General features: G+C 37.3%; 18 protein-coding genes. 8 read left to right on the forward strand and 10 right to left on the reverse strand.

The genetic code is table 11. The annotated features are described in order from the left end of the window. Window positions 1–12 precede the first annotated feature (12 nt). From yqeH to CBF30_RS03225, 4 genes are all read right to left on the reverse strand, one after another. Window positions 13–1,122, reverse strand: coding sequence for a ribosome biogenesis GTPase YqeH (yqeH, locus tag CBF30_RS03210; RefSeq protein WP_126823757.1), 1,110 nt, complete (start codon window positions 1,120–1,122; stop codon window positions 13–15). Continuing rightward, window positions 1,122–1,646, reverse strand: coding sequence for a YqeG family HAD IIIA-type phosphatase (locus CBF30_RS03215; protein ID WP_126822701.1), 525 nt, complete (start codon window positions 1,644–1,646; stop codon window positions 1,122–1,124). Before CBF30_RS03215 ends, yqeH begins: the two co-directional genes overlap by 1 nt. Window positions 1,647–1,754: 108 nt before the next feature. Next, the gene (locus CBF30_RS03220; protein ID WP_126822702.1) at window positions 1,755–2,270 is read right to left on the reverse strand and encodes an ECF transporter S component; all 516 of its coding nucleotides are present in this window, start codon (window positions 2,268–2,270) and stop codon (window positions 1,755–1,757) included. Further along, on the reverse strand, window positions 2,260–2,661 hold the full coding sequence (locus CBF30_RS03225; RefSeq protein ID WP_126822704.1) for a DUF4430 domain-containing protein: 402 nt from the start codon (window positions 2,659–2,661) through the stop codon (window positions 2,260–2,262). Before CBF30_RS03225 ends, CBF30_RS03220 begins: the two co-directional genes overlap by 11 nt. Before the next feature lie 240 nt (window positions 2,662–2,901). On the opposite strand from CBF30_RS03225, the gene CBF30_RS03230 reads away from it, so the two are divergent. The 5 genes from CBF30_RS03230 to deoC all read left to right on the forward strand — a co-directional run bounded on the left by CBF30_RS03230 (window position 2,902) and on the right by deoC (window position 7,003). Further along, window positions 2,902–3,630: an amino acid ABC transporter ATP-binding protein gene (locus tag CBF30_RS03230; protein ID WP_126822706.1), complete on the forward strand. Its 729-nt coding sequence runs from the start codon at window positions 2,902–2,904 to the stop codon at window positions 3,628–3,630. Window positions 3,631–3,675: 45 nt separating this feature from the next. Then, on the forward strand, window positions 3,676–4,524 hold the full coding sequence (locus CBF30_RS03235) for a transporter substrate-binding domain-containing protein (RefSeq protein ID WP_126822708.1): 849 nt from the start codon (window positions 3,676–3,678) through the stop codon (window positions 4,522–4,524). A 43-nt stretch (window positions 4,525–4,567) separates the two neighbouring features. After that, complete coding sequence (locus CBF30_RS03240; RefSeq protein ID WP_390221104.1) at window positions 4,568–5,275, forward strand: amino acid ABC transporter permease; 708 nt, start codon at window positions 4,568–4,570, stop codon at window positions 5,273–5,275. 32 nt (window positions 5,276–5,307) lie between these two features. After that, the gene (locus CBF30_RS03245) at window positions 5,308–5,955 is read left to right on the forward strand and encodes an amino acid ABC transporter permease (protein ID WP_170168957.1); all 648 of its coding nucleotides are present in this window, start codon (window positions 5,308–5,310) and stop codon (window positions 5,953–5,955) included. Between the two features lie 379 nt (window positions 5,956–6,334). Beyond that, window positions 6,335–7,003 (forward strand): deoxyribose-phosphate aldolase, encoded by a 669-nt coding sequence (gene deoC, locus CBF30_RS03250; protein ID WP_126822714.1) that lies wholly within the window; start codon window positions 6,335–6,337, stop codon window positions 7,001–7,003. 48 nt (window positions 7,004–7,051) lie between these two features. Here deoC and CBF30_RS03255 read toward each other — a convergent pair whose 3' ends face one another. After that, window positions 7,052–8,134 carry an iron-containing alcohol dehydrogenase family protein gene (locus CBF30_RS03255; protein WP_126822716.1) on the reverse strand — a complete coding sequence of 361 codons (1,083 nt, stop codon included), beginning with the start codon at window positions 8,132–8,134 and terminating at the stop codon, window positions 7,052–7,054. Between the two features lie 154 nt (window positions 8,135–8,288). Between CBF30_RS03255 and CBF30_RS03260 the strand changes: the two genes are divergently transcribed. The 3 genes from CBF30_RS03260 (at window position 8,289) to CBF30_RS03270 (ending at window position 11,714) form a co-directional block, all read left to right on the forward strand. Continuing rightward, the gene (locus CBF30_RS03260) at window positions 8,289–9,764 is read left to right on the forward strand and encodes an ABC transporter substrate-binding protein/permease (RefSeq protein ID WP_126822718.1); all 1,476 of its coding nucleotides are present in this window, start codon (window positions 8,289–8,291) and stop codon (window positions 9,762–9,764) included. Further along, window positions 9,757–10,479 (forward strand): amino acid ABC transporter ATP-binding protein, encoded by a 723-nt coding sequence (locus tag CBF30_RS03265; protein WP_126822720.1) that lies wholly within the window; start codon window positions 9,757–9,759, stop codon window positions 10,477–10,479. The genes CBF30_RS03260 and CBF30_RS03265 overlap by 8 nt, the downstream gene beginning before the upstream one ends. Before the next feature lie 83 nt (window positions 10,480–10,562). Then, complete coding sequence (locus tag CBF30_RS03270; RefSeq protein WP_126822722.1) at window positions 10,563–11,714, forward strand: pyridoxal phosphate-dependent aminotransferase; 1,152 nt, start codon at window positions 10,563–10,565, stop codon at window positions 11,712–11,714. Between the two features lie 144 nt (window positions 11,715–11,858). Here the strand turns inward: CBF30_RS03270 and CBF30_RS03275 are convergent, their stop codons facing one another. Genes CBF30_RS03275 through accB form a run of 5 tightly spaced genes read right to left on the reverse strand, consistent with a single transcriptional unit; the run spans window position 11,859 to window position 15,841 of the window. Further along, window positions 11,859–12,653, reverse strand: a complete 795-nt coding sequence (locus tag CBF30_RS03275; protein ID WP_126822724.1) for an acetyl-CoA carboxylase carboxyl transferase subunit alpha — start codon at window positions 12,651–12,653, stop codon at window positions 11,859–11,861. Continuing rightward, window positions 12,650–13,525, reverse strand: a complete 876-nt coding sequence (gene accD, locus CBF30_RS03280; RefSeq protein ID WP_126822726.1) for an acetyl-CoA carboxylase, carboxyltransferase subunit beta — start codon at window positions 13,523–13,525, stop codon at window positions 12,650–12,652. Before accD ends, CBF30_RS03275 begins: the two co-directional genes overlap by 4 nt. A gap of 14 nt (window positions 13,526–13,539) precedes the next feature. Then, complete coding sequence (locus tag CBF30_RS03285) at window positions 13,540–14,910, reverse strand: acetyl-CoA carboxylase biotin carboxylase subunit (protein ID WP_126822728.1); 1,371 nt, start codon at window positions 14,908–14,910, stop codon at window positions 13,540–13,542. A gap of 4 nt (window positions 14,911–14,914) precedes the next feature. Continuing rightward, window positions 14,915–15,343 (reverse strand): 3-hydroxyacyl-ACP dehydratase FabZ, encoded by a 429-nt coding sequence (fabZ, locus tag CBF30_RS03290; protein WP_126822730.1) that lies wholly within the window; start codon window positions 15,341–15,343, stop codon window positions 14,915–14,917. A gap of 12 nt (window positions 15,344–15,355) precedes the next feature. Next, window positions 15,356–15,841 carry an acetyl-CoA carboxylase biotin carboxyl carrier protein gene (accB, locus tag CBF30_RS03295; protein ID WP_126822732.1) on the reverse strand — a complete coding sequence of 162 codons (486 nt, stop codon included), beginning with the start codon at window positions 15,839–15,841 and terminating at the stop codon, window positions 15,356–15,358. Between the last annotated feature and the right edge of the window lie 2 nt (window positions 15,842–15,843).

The raw sequence follows: 15,843 nt of genomic DNA on the forward strand, positions 1-15,843 counted from the left end.
ATTCCTCATTTCTTATATTAATGCTTTTCTTCGAACAACATCTACGCCTTTTGGTGCCCATCCGGCAACCACACAAGGGGTTGTCACGGTAATCCACCCTAAACCGGCAAATACAATATCGGTCTTTTCCTTGATTGAAAATTCAAAGCGAACAAGCTCTGGAAAATCTGCTATTTCGTCTGGACGAGGCGGTTGCAGTAAGCCCCCGCGATGCTTTTCGTAAAAGTCAGTTGCACGCTCGAGTTTTGTTCGGTGAATCTCAATGTCATTTGACACATACGCGATAAAAGAAGTACGCTCTCCCTGAACAAAATCAAAACGAGCAAGCCCACCTAGAAATAGTGTTTGCCCCGCGTTTAACTGATAAATCTTAGGCTTAATTTCTTTTGTTGGTGCTGTGATACGCAAATCTTTTTTACCAAGATAATGAGCCATCTGATACTGATGGATAATCCCTGGCGTATCAACTAAACAGTGACCGTCTTCAAGTGGAATTTCAATCTTGTCCAATGTAGTCCCTGGGAATTGGGAAGTAGTAATGACATCTTTTACCCCAGCTGTTTGTTTAATAATGGCGTTGATCAGAGTAGATTTTCCAACGTTTGTGACTCCCACAACATAAACATCTTTTCCTTTGCGGTACTGCTCAATTTTTTCAAGAAGCATGTGAATATCACTTGCTTTTTTTGCACTCGTCAGCAAGACATCTTTAGGTCTTAAGCCGACTTCATGTGCGCGCTCACGTAGCCATTGTGTCATTTTACTTTTTTTGAGTGATTTCGGTAAAATATCGACTTTATTTCCAACAAGTAAAACTGGATTATTTCCAATAAATCGGTGCAATCCTGGAATCACACTACCATTAAAGTCAAAAATATCGATGACATTTACGATTAATGCATCTGTTTCACCAATTTGATTGAGCAGTCTTAAAAAGTCATCATCCGTTAATTGCACATCTTGAATGTCATTATAATGTCTTAGTCGAAAGCATCTTTGACAGTAAACTTCCCCAGTTTCTTCCCCTTTTTTTAAGGCAGCGTTTGGGGTATAGCCCAGTTCTTCTGGATTTTCTGTTTGAATCGGTGCGCCGCACCCGATACAGCGTAATTCTTCATTAATCATAATTGTTTGCTCCAATCCATAGCCGGATTTTTCTTTTTTAGTTGTTTCATGACGATTTTTTCTAAGCGTCGATTGAACTTGGTATTCCAAGCGTCTGTTTCAACAACTGGTTTGACAAGAATTGATCGAATACCCGCACCATTTGCCCCACGAATGTCCGTCATTATTTGGTCTCCAACCATAACCAACGATTCTTTTGGCAAGCTAAATTTTTTTTCGACTTCTTTAAAGCCTTTTTGCGTTGGTTTTAAAGCTCGCGCTACATAGTCCAAACCAAGTTGTTCTACAACACGGTGAATTCGCTCTGCTTTGTTATTTGAGACAACGATGACAGGGATCCTTGCTTCTTTCATGGTTTGAATCCAGCTTAACAATTCTTTCGTTCCATCCGGGTTATTCCAAGCAATAAGTGTGTTGTCTAAATCTGTTAAGACCGCTTTAATTCCCTGTTTTTCTAATTGCTCTGGTGTAATCTGATAAATGGCTTCAATCATCCAAGTCGGTTTATATTTTGAAAACATAAAGACTCCCTTCTATTAAAAACAGGAGTACCTCTACAGTACTCCCTCATCTCACCCTCGATTATACCATTGATATAGACTTTTTTTCAATATAATGGCAATATTTCTTTACTTGAGGGCAAATCTTTTTGCAATCAACAAAAATGGTTGGTAAAGCAAAAAGTAAAAGCAGACATTGCCAATAGCATGAAACAGATCAAATGAGATTCCTGCTAAATAATAAGGCCAAAATGCAGTCAGTCCAAAAAAGAGAAACTGCACAACAGATAAGATAAAGCCATACATCATTCCGACAACAAAGCTAAGCACGACTTGTAGCCAAAAGTACTCAATTAAGCGTGTATATTTACACAAGAAACCGACGAGGCAAAGTATCACAAAATAAGATAGGCATTGTACCACTACCCAGTAACCAAAGCCTAGATAAATGCTCGAAACAATTACGGCTAACAAAGACACTATCAAACCGTTTACAAATCCTGTACAAATTGTAATTAGCAACAAACTATCTGTCATTGGTTGAACGTTGGGCAGAACTTGAAAAAGTAATCTTCCAACGACACAGGCCGCTGTGAGGAGCGCTAAAAAAGCTATTCTTCTGGCGGAAAAATTTTTACTCTTCATATTTACTTAAGTCAAAAACAATACTATCTGATTTTTTCAACTTGTACTGACTAGCACCGACTGTTGCACTTTCTCCGTTTATCGTATACGTCCAATACTTCTGATGGGTTGTGTCTTGACTCTTACCATCAATAGAAGTAATAAATCCTTTTCCATCATCTTTGACACTATAGTTTGCTTTCAAGGCATTTAACAATGTCTCTCCTGTATCAACAACAATTTTTTTTGTTGATACTATTTTCCCATCGTTTTTTAATTTTAATTGAACTGTTATTTTTTCTTTCGTTTCTGTAACAGAATTTTGCGTTTCCTTTTGATCAGAAATGCTAGTGCATGCGCTCAAATTAAGTACAAAAAGTACAGATACAACTCCTACGAAAAATTTTTTCATTCTCTTCCTCCTTATATTCTCTGCACTTCTAAAATAAGCTATTTTGAGCAATCTCGTCAACTATTTTATTTTAAAGAATTAATTGATTCCCCTTAGTTCCTTGCTTGATATTTTAGGCGAAGCTATACCATTACAGAATCATTAGAATGCTATCATTTATTTCCTAGCGTATTCTCATATTGTGTGCTATACTTTTCGTCATAGTACATTTATTAGATTAATTAGATTGGATGTGACATTATGCTTCAACTTAAACATGTCAACAAATTTTATGGGGATCATCACGTATTAAAAGACATTTCTCTTACAATAGAAGATGGGGAAAAAGTGGTGATTATTGGACCGTCTGGGTCAGGGAAAAGCACCCTTATTCGTTGTATGAATGGATTAGAAACAATTACAGATGGCCTGATATTAATTGATGATATCGATATCACAAAGAAAAACGCACCTATTCAAAAAGTGCGTCAAAAAGTAGCAATGGTCTTTCAGAATTTTAATTTATACGCACATAAAACCATTTTAGAAAACCTGACTTTAGCTCCTATCAAAATCAAAGGAATTTCAAAAAAAGAAGCTGAAAAAACAGGAATGGAATACTTAGAACGTGTTGGCCTTGCTGATAAGGCAAATGCTTACCCTGCTCAATTATCTGGTGGGCAACAGCAACGTGTTGCAATTTCTCGCGTGCTCAACATGCATCCCGAAGTAATTTTGTTTGATGAACCAACTTCTGCGCTCGATCCAGAAATGATCCAAGAGGTGCTTGAAGTAATGATTGATTTATCAAGCAATAATATGACTATGGTTGTTGTTACGCACGAAATGGGTTTTGCACGCACGGTTGCTGACAAAATAATCTTCATGGATGACGGCTCTATCGTAGAGACAGGAACACCCGAGCATTTCTTTACAAATACTCAAAACAAACGGGCACAAGATTTCTTAAGTAAAATTATTCATCATTAAGAATCAGTACTCTGAATTAACAGAATTTTTGAAAGGATGAGAAAAATGAAAAAGTGGAAAAAAGTTGTTTTAGGGGTCAGTATTTTATTTTCTTTAGGTTTGATTGCAGGCTGTAGTAACTCAGATAAAAGTACTTCATCGTCTTCTTCAAGTAGTAAGTCAAGTGGTGGTGCATCTAATCTACCTGCTCAAGTTCAAAAAATTAAAGATGCTGGTGTGCTAAAGGTGGGTGTCAAAGAGGACGTTCCAAACTTTGGTTACTTAAATCCTGACACCAATAAAAACGAAGGAATGGAAATTGATGTTGCTAAATTGATTGCTAAAGAAATCACTGGTAGTGAAAAAAATATTGAGTATGTGGGTGTAACGGCCAAGACGCGTGGTCCATTGCTTGATAATGGTGAAATCAATATGGTTATCGCAACCTTCACAATCACGGATGAAAGAAAAAAAACGTATAACTTTACAGAGCCATATTACAAGGATCAAGTTGGCTTCCTTGTTCGTAAGAAAGATAAAATTTCTAGTATCAAGGATCTTGATGGTAAAACAATTGGTGTTGCCCAATCTGCTACAACAAAGCAATCACTTCAAGAAGAAGCTAAAAAAGAAGGAATTTCATTCAAATATTTAGAACTCGGTTCTTATCCAGAACTAAAAACTGCCTTAACCTCAAAACGAATTGATGCCTTTTCAGTTGATAAATCAATTTTGACTGGTTATGTAGATAAAAATACAGAAATTCTTAAAGGTGGATTTGCACCTCAAGAGTACGGAATTGCCACGAAAAAAAGTAATGCAGAACTTAACACTTACCTCAACACGCTAATTAAAAAATGGGCGAGTGACGGCACTTTGGATAAAATTTATAAAAAATGGAATTTAACGGAATAATTAGTTGGAACCAGTTGATTGGACCAATTAGGAGGGATTTATTTTGATGCAATTTGGATCAATACAATGGTTGCAAGATGGACCATTTGCACTACATCGTTGGGCGTCTTTGAAGGAAAGTTTTCCACTTTTCCTTCATGCTTTTTTATACACTTTAGGCATTTCAATTGGAGCGCTTATTTTATCAGGGATTTTAGGGATAATTTTCGGAAGTCTCTCCGCTGCCCAAAGCAAGTTTTTACGCGGAGTTTCTCGAGTGTACGTCGAGTTTTTCCAAAATACACCACTACTTATACAAGTCTTTTTTGTGTATTATGGTCTTCCATTAGTTAATGTTGTTATGCCTGTATACTTAATTGGAATTATCTGTGTAGGGATTTATCAAGGTGCATACATAGCAGAAGTCGTTCGTTCTGGTGTTCAGTCAGTCGCCAAGGGACAATCAGAAGCAGCGTATTCGCAAGGCTTCAACTATTGGCAAACTATGTTTTTGATTGTTTTGCCACAAGCTTGGAGAATTATGCTACCACCACTTACTAACCAAGTTGTCAATCTGATAAAAAATACTTCAGTAATTGCTATCATTTCAGGTGCAGATATTATGTTTACTGCCAATAGTTGGTCCTCCATGAACTTAAACTATGTACCCGCGTTTACGCTTGCAGGATTACTGTATTTTATCTTGTGCTTCCCTCTTGCAAAATGGGCGAGAAATATGGAAGAAAAAAACAAACGTGCTTATTCTAGATAAAGGAGGAATCAATTGTGAATTTTTCAGAACAAATGCACCAGTTATTTACAGTTAATAATATGCGATTTTTATTGAGTGGCTTAGGCTTAACACTTTACATTTCTGCTATTGCAATCGTTCTAAGTACCCTATTTGGTACAGTACTTGCAATTTGTCGAAATATGAAGCGTGGTCCTTTAAAATTTATTGCAGCACTTTATATTGAAATTGTACGAAATATTCCCAATTTGTTGTGGATATTCGTTATTTTTCTAATCTTCCACCTAAAATCAACTCCAGCTGGAATCGTTAGTTTCACTGTCTTTACGACTGCTGCTCTAGCTGAAATTGTTCGGGGGGGAATTAACAGTGTAGACAAAGGACAGATTGAGGCTGCTGAATCTCAAGGCTTCAATAACTCTCAAGTGATGCGTTATATTGTTTTACCCCAGGCTTTCCGGAGTATGCTTCCTGCGATCATCTCACAGTTTGTGACGGTAATCAAAGATACTAGTTTCCTTTGGTCAGTCTTAGCACTGAAAGAGTTTTTAGGAAAAGCCAATATTTTAATGGGTCGTTACTCTCAAACAAGCCAAGTCTTTGTACTCTATGGCTTAGTTGCTCTTGGGTATTTCCTCATTAATTTTGCTCTTTCATATTTTTCACGTAAACTCTCAAAATCTTGGGCAAACAGCTACTAAGTAATTTATTTTTAAATTGCTAGTCCTAATAAAAAAAGTGAACATTACGAGTTTTTTAAACTTTTTCTGGACACTTTTTTTGTTTACTCTTTTTTAAAATGTTGCCAATTTTTTTCGTCTTTTCTTCATGATGTAACATGGAATTGTCACATTTTTTTCATAAGTTTCCGCTATAGTATATGTATACCCAATAACAAAACTCAAACTTAAACTTTTTCATTATTTACTCCTCCAGTAAATAAACCGGTTCTTTCATTAGAACCACCCCTTTTTAAGCAAACGCAACTATCCCAATTGCGTTTGCTTTTTTCATTGGAAAGCCTTACATATTGTGATATGCTATTCTTGATCACTCATATTTAAATAAAAGGAGAAAAACATGAAAATAAACAAATATTTCGATCACACGCTACTTAAACCAGATGCAACACGAGAACAAATTTTGGAACTGATTCAAGAGGCTAAAGAGTATGATTTTATGTCCGTTTGTGTAAACCCAACTTGGGTGACACTTGCAAGGAAAGAGCTTAATGGAACAGATGTCAAAGTTTGCACAGTAATTGGCTTTCCTCTAGGTGCTACAACTTCTGCTTCGAAAGCGTTTGAAGCAGCTGAAGCGCAAAAAAACGGAGCCGATGAGATTGATATGGTTTTAAATATCGGGTTATTAAAATCGGGTGAGTTAGATGCTGTAAAAGAAGATATCAAAGCAGTAGTAGCTGCTGTTTCTAAGCCAACTCTTGTAAAAGTTATTATTGAAACTTGTCTTTTAAGCGACACTGAGAAAGAAATTGCTTCTCGTTTGACCAAAGAAGCAGGTGCTGATTTTGTAAAAACTTCAACTGGTTTTTCGACTGGTGGCGCTACTGCATCCGATGTAAAACTCATTCGTCTAAACGTGGGATCAGACGTTGGAGTCAAGGCTTCTGGTGGTGTAAAAAATATGTCTGACGTTAAAAAAATGATTGCTGCGGGTGCTACTCGAATTGGAACGAGTTCTGGTGTGAAAATCATTTCAGATCAAAAAGTCACAGAAGACACGTATTAAACCTCTAAAAAAGCAGACAAAATTCGTTTTATTTTGTCTGCTTTTTCTTTAATTAAAATATGTTTCTACTTCGTTTATGGCGGTCGTGATGAGCGGAGCAGTGATTTTTTGCGGTAAGTAATGGATAGTTTCATGTGGCTGACTCGCCTTAGCCGCAATTTTTTCAATTTCTTCCTTTGAAAGAATCATCCCCATATCTTTTAAACATAGCGGTAACTCCATTTTTTGATAAAAAGGAATCAATTTTTTTATTTCAGTCCACTTATTTTCAATTGCTAGTTGGACAATAATTCCATACGCCACCTTGTTGCCATGCAGTTGCTTATGACTTTGGGGTAAAATAGTCAGCGCATCATGAATAGAATGTGCTCCTGCACATCGACCATAGTCATCTGCAAAGCCCCCCACCATCCCTGCCAGTAAAATATTTGTTTCCACTACTTTGGTAAAAGCTGTACTTAGTTCTTTTTCCTCCATCGATTTTAGCGCTGCGTCACTATACTTAAATAAATTTTCTTGGCACTTTTTCGCTGCAAAATAGGCCACCTCAAGCTCCACATTTTTCTCTTCAATTTGATCTAATATCGCACTGCCTTCATACCATTTGGCAAGGGTATCTCCTATCCCGGCTATCATCATTTCTTTAGGGGAATCTAAAATCACATTGGGATCAATCAGTACAAGTGTATTGGCATTTGGAAAAAGATCCACCCGTTTCATCTCACCCGTTTGAGTGTAAATTACGCTCAACCCACTGTTCGCTGCACATGTTGCTGCCAAGGTCGGAAGGATTATTACAGGTAGCTTGACTTTTGCGGCAATGGCTTTAGCCAAATCTGTATTTTTACCACCCCCAACACTAATAATGGCCTGGTAGTTCTCTTGTTCAATTTTGGGTACGAACTGGTCGCACAACTCGTCAGAAGCTTCTCCTCCATAGTAAGAAAATTCAGCTTCTACCTTTTCGAATGTGGGAAAAAAGTTCTTTGCAACGGACCAAGATTTTTTCCCTTTTAAAACAAATACTTTTTTGATCTCTCTTTGTAGCAATTCTTTTTCCAAATCCGCCCATGCCCCTTGATGACAAATATAAGTTTGGGGCGTACCTCTTACAACAATTGTCTGTTCCATTTCTGCTCCTCCATTTATACAATTTATATACATATATAATAACATATCATTCCTTTTTATGCTTTATTTTTGAATAAAATTTATTAATTCAATTAAATATTGCATATTATTCCATTTTGTTTTATAATATGAAAGAAAATGAAATAAGGGAGTTATGAAAATGAAAAATAAAGGTTTAAGCATACTGTTTTCACTGTTAGCGACTTTGCTAGTAGCCACCTCTTTACTACCAGCTTTTACAGCTTCAGCTGATACAACTCAAAAAGATCCAGTTTATGAAAAAATTAAACAAAAAGGTGAAATCATTGTTGGACTATCTGCCGACTACGCTCCGTATGAATTCCATACAACAATAGATGGGAAAGATACAATTGTAGGATTTGATATCTCGATTGCTCAAAAGATAGCCGATGATTTAGGTGTGAAGTTAAAGATTGAAGAGTTAGGGTTTGATGCTCTTCTTGGTGCGATGAAGACTGGAAAAATCGACATGATCGTATCTGGCATGTCGATTACGGAGGAAAGATTAAAGGAAGTTAATTTTTCTAATCCTTATCTTACAGTAACCCAAAGATTAGTTTTAAGAAAAACGGATAAAGATAAATACAAATCTTTTGAGGACTTTTCTGGAAAAACAATTGCTGTTCAAAAACAAACTACGCAAGAAGCATTAGCAAAAAATGAAATTTCTACCGCAGAAACGACTTCTTTACAAAAAATTCCTGATGTTATCATGAACGTTACGAATAAAAAAGCAGATGCTGCTATTATTGAGGAACCTGTAGCAGAAGCGTACTTGCAACAAAATAAAGAACTCACTTTTTCTGACTTAAAATTTGAAAATGGAAAAAAAGAGACAGCCGTGGCTGTTCCTAAAAATGCCCCTACTTTGTTAAAGAGTATCAATGATTCTATTGCAACCATCAAAAAAGAAAACTTGCTACCAAAATATAAAAAAGAAGCCAACGCCTTAATGTTTGATAATAAGTCCTTCTTACAAAAATATGGTTCTTATTATGTGAAAGGTACTGGATATACCATTTTACTTGCGTTCATTGGTGTGTTATTCGGAGCTATTTTTGGGGGAATCCTAGCCCTTTTAAAATTATCTCACAACGGATTTTTAAGATTTTTGGCCTCAGCGTATATTGAGTATGTCCGTGGGACACCATTGCTTGTTCAAATTTTCTTGGTGTACTTTGGAACAGCTGTCATTGGTTTAGATTTGTCTAAAATGGTTGCTGGTTGTATTGCTTTAGCTCTAAATAGTGGTGCCTATGTTGCCGAGATTATCCGTGCTGGAATTAAATCTGTAAACAAAGGTCAAACGGAAGCTGCACGTTCTCTTGGGATGAACCAATCACAAGCAATGCGTTTTATTATTTTCCCACAAGCCATTAAAAGTATCTTACCTGCGCTTGGAAATGAATTTGTGACCGTCATTAAAGAATCTTCTGTAATTTCTGTGATTGGAGTTGCAGAGCTTATGTTCCAAGCAGGAAATGTGCAAGGTGCAAGTTTCAAGCCGTTCTTGCCTTACTTAATCGTATCCTTGATTTACTTTGTTTTAACCTTCACTATTTCGAAATTATTAGGTGTTGCTGAAAGGAGAATGAGCACAAGTGATTAATATTAAAAATCTACATAAAAGCTTTGGTAAAAATAATGTGTTAAAAGGAGTTGATTTAACAGTCAGCTCTGGGGAAGTTGTAGTAATTATTGGCCCATCCGGAAGTGGGAAAAGTACGTTTCTTCGTTGTTTAAATCTGTTAGAAGAACCTACAGATGGAACGATTGAATTTGAAGGGAAAAATTTGCTTTCCAAAGAAACCAACATCAATCATCTTCGTCAAAAAATGGGGATGGTATTTCAAAATTTCAATCTCTTCCCTTTGAAAACTGTTCTAGAAAATCTTACCATCAGTCCGATTAAAGTCAAAGGAATCGAGAAAAAAGCAGCAGAGACAAACGCTCTGGCTTTATTAGAACAAGTTGGACTTCAAGATAAAGCGCAAAGCTACCCTTCCAAACTATCTGGTGGGCAACAACAACGGGTAGCGATTGCTAGGGCTTTAGCGATGGATCCAGATGTCATGTTATTTGATGAACCAACCTCAGCACTTGACCCGGAAATGGTTGGAGAAGTGTTAAGTGTAATGAAAAACTTAGCCGACAATGGAATGACCATGGTGATTGTTACCCACGAGATGGGTTTTGCCAAAGAGGTTGCTGATCGTGTTATCTTTATGGACGAAGGAATTATCCAGGAACAAGGAAGTTCAAAAGAAGTGTTTGAAGCGCCTAAAAATGCAAGAACAAAAGACTTTTTAGGGAAAGTATTATAAAATAAAGATAGCTAAAAAATCAGAGGCGAACGTTTTGTTTTCGCCTCTGATTTTCAATAAAACGATAAAGGAGTCATGAAACTATGGACATTCAAAATATTGCAAAAAAACATCAAACTCCCGAAGAAAATATTTTAATGGATATTGGAACCCTTGCCAGTAAAACTCAAGGTCTAATCGATTTATCCATTGGAGATCCTGACTTAATAACAGATTCAAGTATAATTGAGGCTGCTTTTGCCGATGTTAAAAAAGGACATACAAAATATACAGCTTCTGATGGTAGTAGCGAGTTTATCCAAGCTGTTGCTGATTTTTATCAACATCACTACCAATTGTCATTTAATCCTGAACAAATTCGTGCAACAGTCGGTGCACTGCAAGGGATGTATCTAACCATGCAAGCCATTCTTAATCCAGGTGATGAAGTGATTATTCATGAGCCCTACTTCTCTCCTTACAAGGATCAAGTTTTATTTGCTGGTGGAACTCCAGTCTTCATCCCAACTTTTGAAAAAGATGGCTTTCAAATTGACTTAGAAATTTTGAAAAATGCAATTACGGATAAGACAAAAGCTCTGATTATCAATTCACCTAACAACCCTACTGGTGCGGTTTTTACCCCTGAAACTTTCAAAGGGATAGCGGATCTTGCTATCGAACATGATTTTTATATTCTTTCAGACGAAGTTTACGAATCATTTAGTTTCTATGAAAAATTCGTCCCAATGGCAACATTCGCTCCAAACAATACAATTACTTTTGGGAGTTTTTCAAAGGCTTTTGCAATGACTGGTTGGAGAATTGGCTATATGATTTCCCCACCTTATATCAATAGTGTTGCCAAATTAATTAATGAAAGTATTACTTATTCTGCTCCCACTCCCTCACAAAGAGCTGGAATCTACGCATTGAAACATGCTGACGAATTAATTCCTAAGGTAACTTCCACATTTAAGGAACGACTAGAATATGTTGAAAAAAGGGTTTCTAATATCCCGTTTCTTTCTCTTCATCCAGTAAAAGGAAGTATATATGCTTTTATCAATATTGAAAAAACTGGCCTGACCTCAGTAGCGTTTGTTGAAAAATTATTGACTGAAAAAAAAGTTCTATTGATACCAGGTAAAGCATTTGGAAAAAATGTTGGGGATAATTACGTCCGCCTTGCTGCAACTCAAAATATCTCAACGCTCAAACAAGCATTTGACCTAATTGAAACACTTTCTTTTTAAATAATTAAAAATCCGTGGAGGTAAGTTTTGAGTTATTTCCACGGCTCAATAAATGTTTATTAACAAAAATAGTATAGCACGAGTGAAAAACATTTCCCATTGGAAAATAGTTTTCACTCGTGCTATTACTTAGATTAGGCTATTTTAAAATTTTCTAAAACGTTCATAACGTTTGACTAATAACTCACTTACTGTTAATTTTTTTAGCTCTGTCAGTTTTTCAACAAGAGCTTTTTGGATCATTCGATCAATTTTCTCTTGATCCAAATCCTCACCATTGAACGTTTCTGGAATTAGTTTGTCAATAACATCAAGTTCTTTTAGTTCAGTAGCGGTAATTTTCATGATTTCAGCTGCTTCAGAAGCTCGTTTGCTATCTTTCCACATAATGGACGCAAATCCTTCTGGTGAAAGAATCGCATACATTGTATGTTCCAGCATCCAAACCTCGTCTGCTAAAGCAAGCGCAAGCGCACCACCACTTCCACCTTCGCCAATGATGATCGAAATAATTGGTACACGAAGATCGCTCATCTCTAATAAATTTTTGGCAATTGCTTCCCCTTCGCCTCTTTCTTCGGCCTCTACACCACAAAACGCGCCAGCAGTATTGACCAATAAAACAATCGGTCTACCAAACTTTTCAGCTTGTTTCATCAAGCGAAGAGCCTTTCTGTAGCCTTCGGGATGAGGTGAACCAAAATTACGTTCGATATTATCTGGAAGGTTTCTTCCTTTTTGAATACCCACAACGGTCACAGGTTGCCCTTCTAATGTTGCAATTCCACCGACAATAGCCTTATCATCTCCATAAGTTCGGTCTCCGTGTAATTCAATAAAGTCTTCAAAGACATGTTCAATATAATCAAGTGAAGTCGGACGGTCTTGAGCCCTAGCAAGTTTTACAATATCATTTGCAGATTTTTGTCCATTTGTCATTTGGTCTCAGCCTCCTTAGAATTATGTAAAGAAAGGAGGTGCCCTAATGCAAGGGGCAATTCATTTCGTGGTACAATTTTGTCAACAAATCCATGTTTCAACAAAAATTCAGCACGTTGAAAATCTTCTGGTAACTCTTGCTTAATGGTTTGTTCAATGACACGTCTGCCAGCAAAACCAATTAAAGCTTGGGGCTCAGCTAAGATAATGTCACCTTGCATGGCAAAGCTAGCTGTGACCCCACCAGTAGTTGGATCTGTCAGAACAGTTATATAGAATAATCCAGCATTACTATGTCTTTTAACTGCTGCTGAGATCTTAGCCATCTGCATGAGCGAAAATATTCCTTCTTGCATTCTAGCACCACCTGAGGCGGTAAAAAGCACAACTGGTAGCGTAAGCTCTTGCGCTCGCTCAAATACTTTTGTAATCTTTTCTCCTACAACTGTCCCCATGCTTCCCATGATAAAATTAGTATCCATTACCCCGATTACAACTTCTTGATTAGAGATGCTTGCTTTTCCTGTGACAATGGCATCCTTTAATCCTGTTTGCTCTTGTAACTTAGCAATTTTTTCAGGATAATCCGGAAATTTTATGGGGTCTTTTGTCGTCAGATTTTCGTCCCATTCTTCAAATGAATCTTTATCTACAGTCAAACAAACCCGTTCTCTTGCACCTATCCTAAAACAATAGCCGCAATGTGTACAAACCTTTTCATCCCCTAAATTTTTACTGTAGATGGCTTTTTTACAATTTGGACACTTGGCCCACATATTATCTGGTACGTAGGGTTTGTTTACTTTATCTTGTGTATTTATCTCCCGATTAGGATTGATCCGAATATAGTTTTTCTTTTTAAATAACGCCATACCAATCCTCCTAACTAAACTTCTTTTTCAGGTTTCCAGGCTGGTAAAAAGGTCTCCTGTAAAAAGCTTGTATCATATTCCCCCGAAATGACAGCTGGATGTGCAATTAAATCAAGTTGAAATTCTTGATTGGTTACGACACCATCTGTGACTAGCTCTTCTAGAGCGCGTTGCATTTTTACTAGTGCTTCTAGACGATCACTGCCATGGACAATTACCTTAGCTATCATTGAGTCATAAAACGGTGGAATCGTATAGCCATTATAGACGGCACTATCGACACGTAAGCCAAGACCTCCAGCTGGCAACAAGAGATTCTGAATTGTGCCAGGCGAAGGAGCAAAATGAAATGCTGGGTTTTCGGCGTTAATGCGACATTCAATGGCATGCCCTGTAACTTGAATATCTTTTTGTTGATATTTTAAAGGTTCGCCAAAAGCAATTTCTATTTGTGCTTTGACCAAATCAACCCCTGTAACCATCTCTGTCACAGGATGCTCTACTTGAATTCTAGTATTCATTTCCATGAAATAAAACGAACCTGTTTGGTCCATTAAGAACTCAATTGTTCCAGCATTTTCATACTTAACCGCTTTTGCTGCCCGAACAGCGGCTGCGCCAATTTCTTTGCGCGTTTCATCTGAAAGAGCAATGGATGGAGACTCTTCCAAAACTTTTTGATTATTTCGTTGCAAAGAGCAATCACGTTCCCCTAAATGAATAACATTTCCAAAAGAGTCACCTAGAATTTGGACTTCAATATGACGAGCTGGGTAAATAATCTTTTCTAGATACATTTGCCCATCACCAAAGGCAGCAAGTGCTTCTTGTTGCGCTGATGTAAATTGTTCTGGCAATTTTTCTGGAGAAAGTATTTTACGGATCCCTTTTCCACCACCACCAGCAGAGGCTTTTAGCATCACTGGATAGCCCAGAGTAGCGGCCACTGTTAAAGCTTCCTCAACCGTTTTGACTGGGCCATCGCTTCCTGGAATGACTGGAACATTCGCTTCAATCATCAATTTGCGTGCATTCACCTTATTTCCCATCTCATCAATGGTCTCAGGTCGTGGCCCGATAAACTTGACATTACACTCCTCGCACATTGTTGCAAATGTCGAGTTTTCTGATAGGAAACCAAAACCAGGATGAATGGCCTCAGCATTTGTCACAATAGCAGCACTTAAAACATGTTGCATGTTTAAATAAGAATCTGTAGCTTTGGCTGGTCCAATACAAATCGCCTCATCTGCTAATTGAGTATGTAAGGCCTCTCTATCAGCAGTTGAAAAAACAGCGACTGTCCGGATGCCTAATTCGCGACATGCTCGAATGATTCGAACAGCTATTTCTCCTCTGTTTGCTACCAATATTTTATTAAACATATTTCTACACTCCAATGATAAATGTCATTAATGCCTCACATACTTTTTTATCTTCTACCCAAGCGGTTGCTTTTCCAACACCGATATTACGTTTTTGTTTGATAATTTCCATTTCTAAACGCAGTACATCTCCTGGGACTACTTTTTGACGGAATTTTACTTTATCGATGCCACCTAGATAGCCTGTTTTCCCTTCAAATTCTGGGGTTTTTAGCAAAGGAATAGAGCCTGTTTGTGCTAGAGCTTCTAAAATTAAAACGCCTGGCATAACAGGTTCTCCTGGGAAATGTCCTGGGAAAAAGTGTTCGTTGTAAGTAACGTTTTTAATCGCCACAACACGCTTTCCTGGCTCAAGTTCAATCACTTTATCGACCATCATGATTGGGTAACGGTTTGGAATAATTTCCATAATTTCATTAACATTTAATTGCATTTCTTTCTCCTCCTAATCGATACGGAACAACGGCTGACCGTATTCAACAACTTCTTCATTTTCAACTAAAATTTCCGTAACAGTTCCTGCTAGGTCACTTGTAATCTCATTCATTAATTTCATTGCTTCAACAATGCAAAGTGTTTCTCCCACTGCTACTTTATCGCCTACTTTTTTAAACGCTGGCTTTTCTGGGGCACTACTCAAATACACCACTCCGACAATTGGTGAATCCACAGTCTTACCCGATGGCGTACTTGACTCGCTTGTTTCTTCTTGCTTACTAGCAAAAGCTTGGGTCTCAGCTGTTGGCGCCACAGGAGCATTCGTTGGTGCTGTACTCAGTGGACCACTTTGAGGACTAGTAGCAGGAGTCGTTGGCGCAAAGCCTTCATTTTTGCTCAAATGAAGTTCAACATTGTCAATGGTTAAGTCTAATGTTTTAACCGTTGAAGTGTCAAACTGAGCTAATAAATCTTTCACTTCTGAAACATTCATTT

Source organism: Vagococcus entomophilus (assembly GCF_003987595.1).
GTDB lineage: Bacteria > Bacillota > Bacilli > Lactobacillales > Vagococcaceae > Vagococcus_E > Vagococcus_E entomophilus.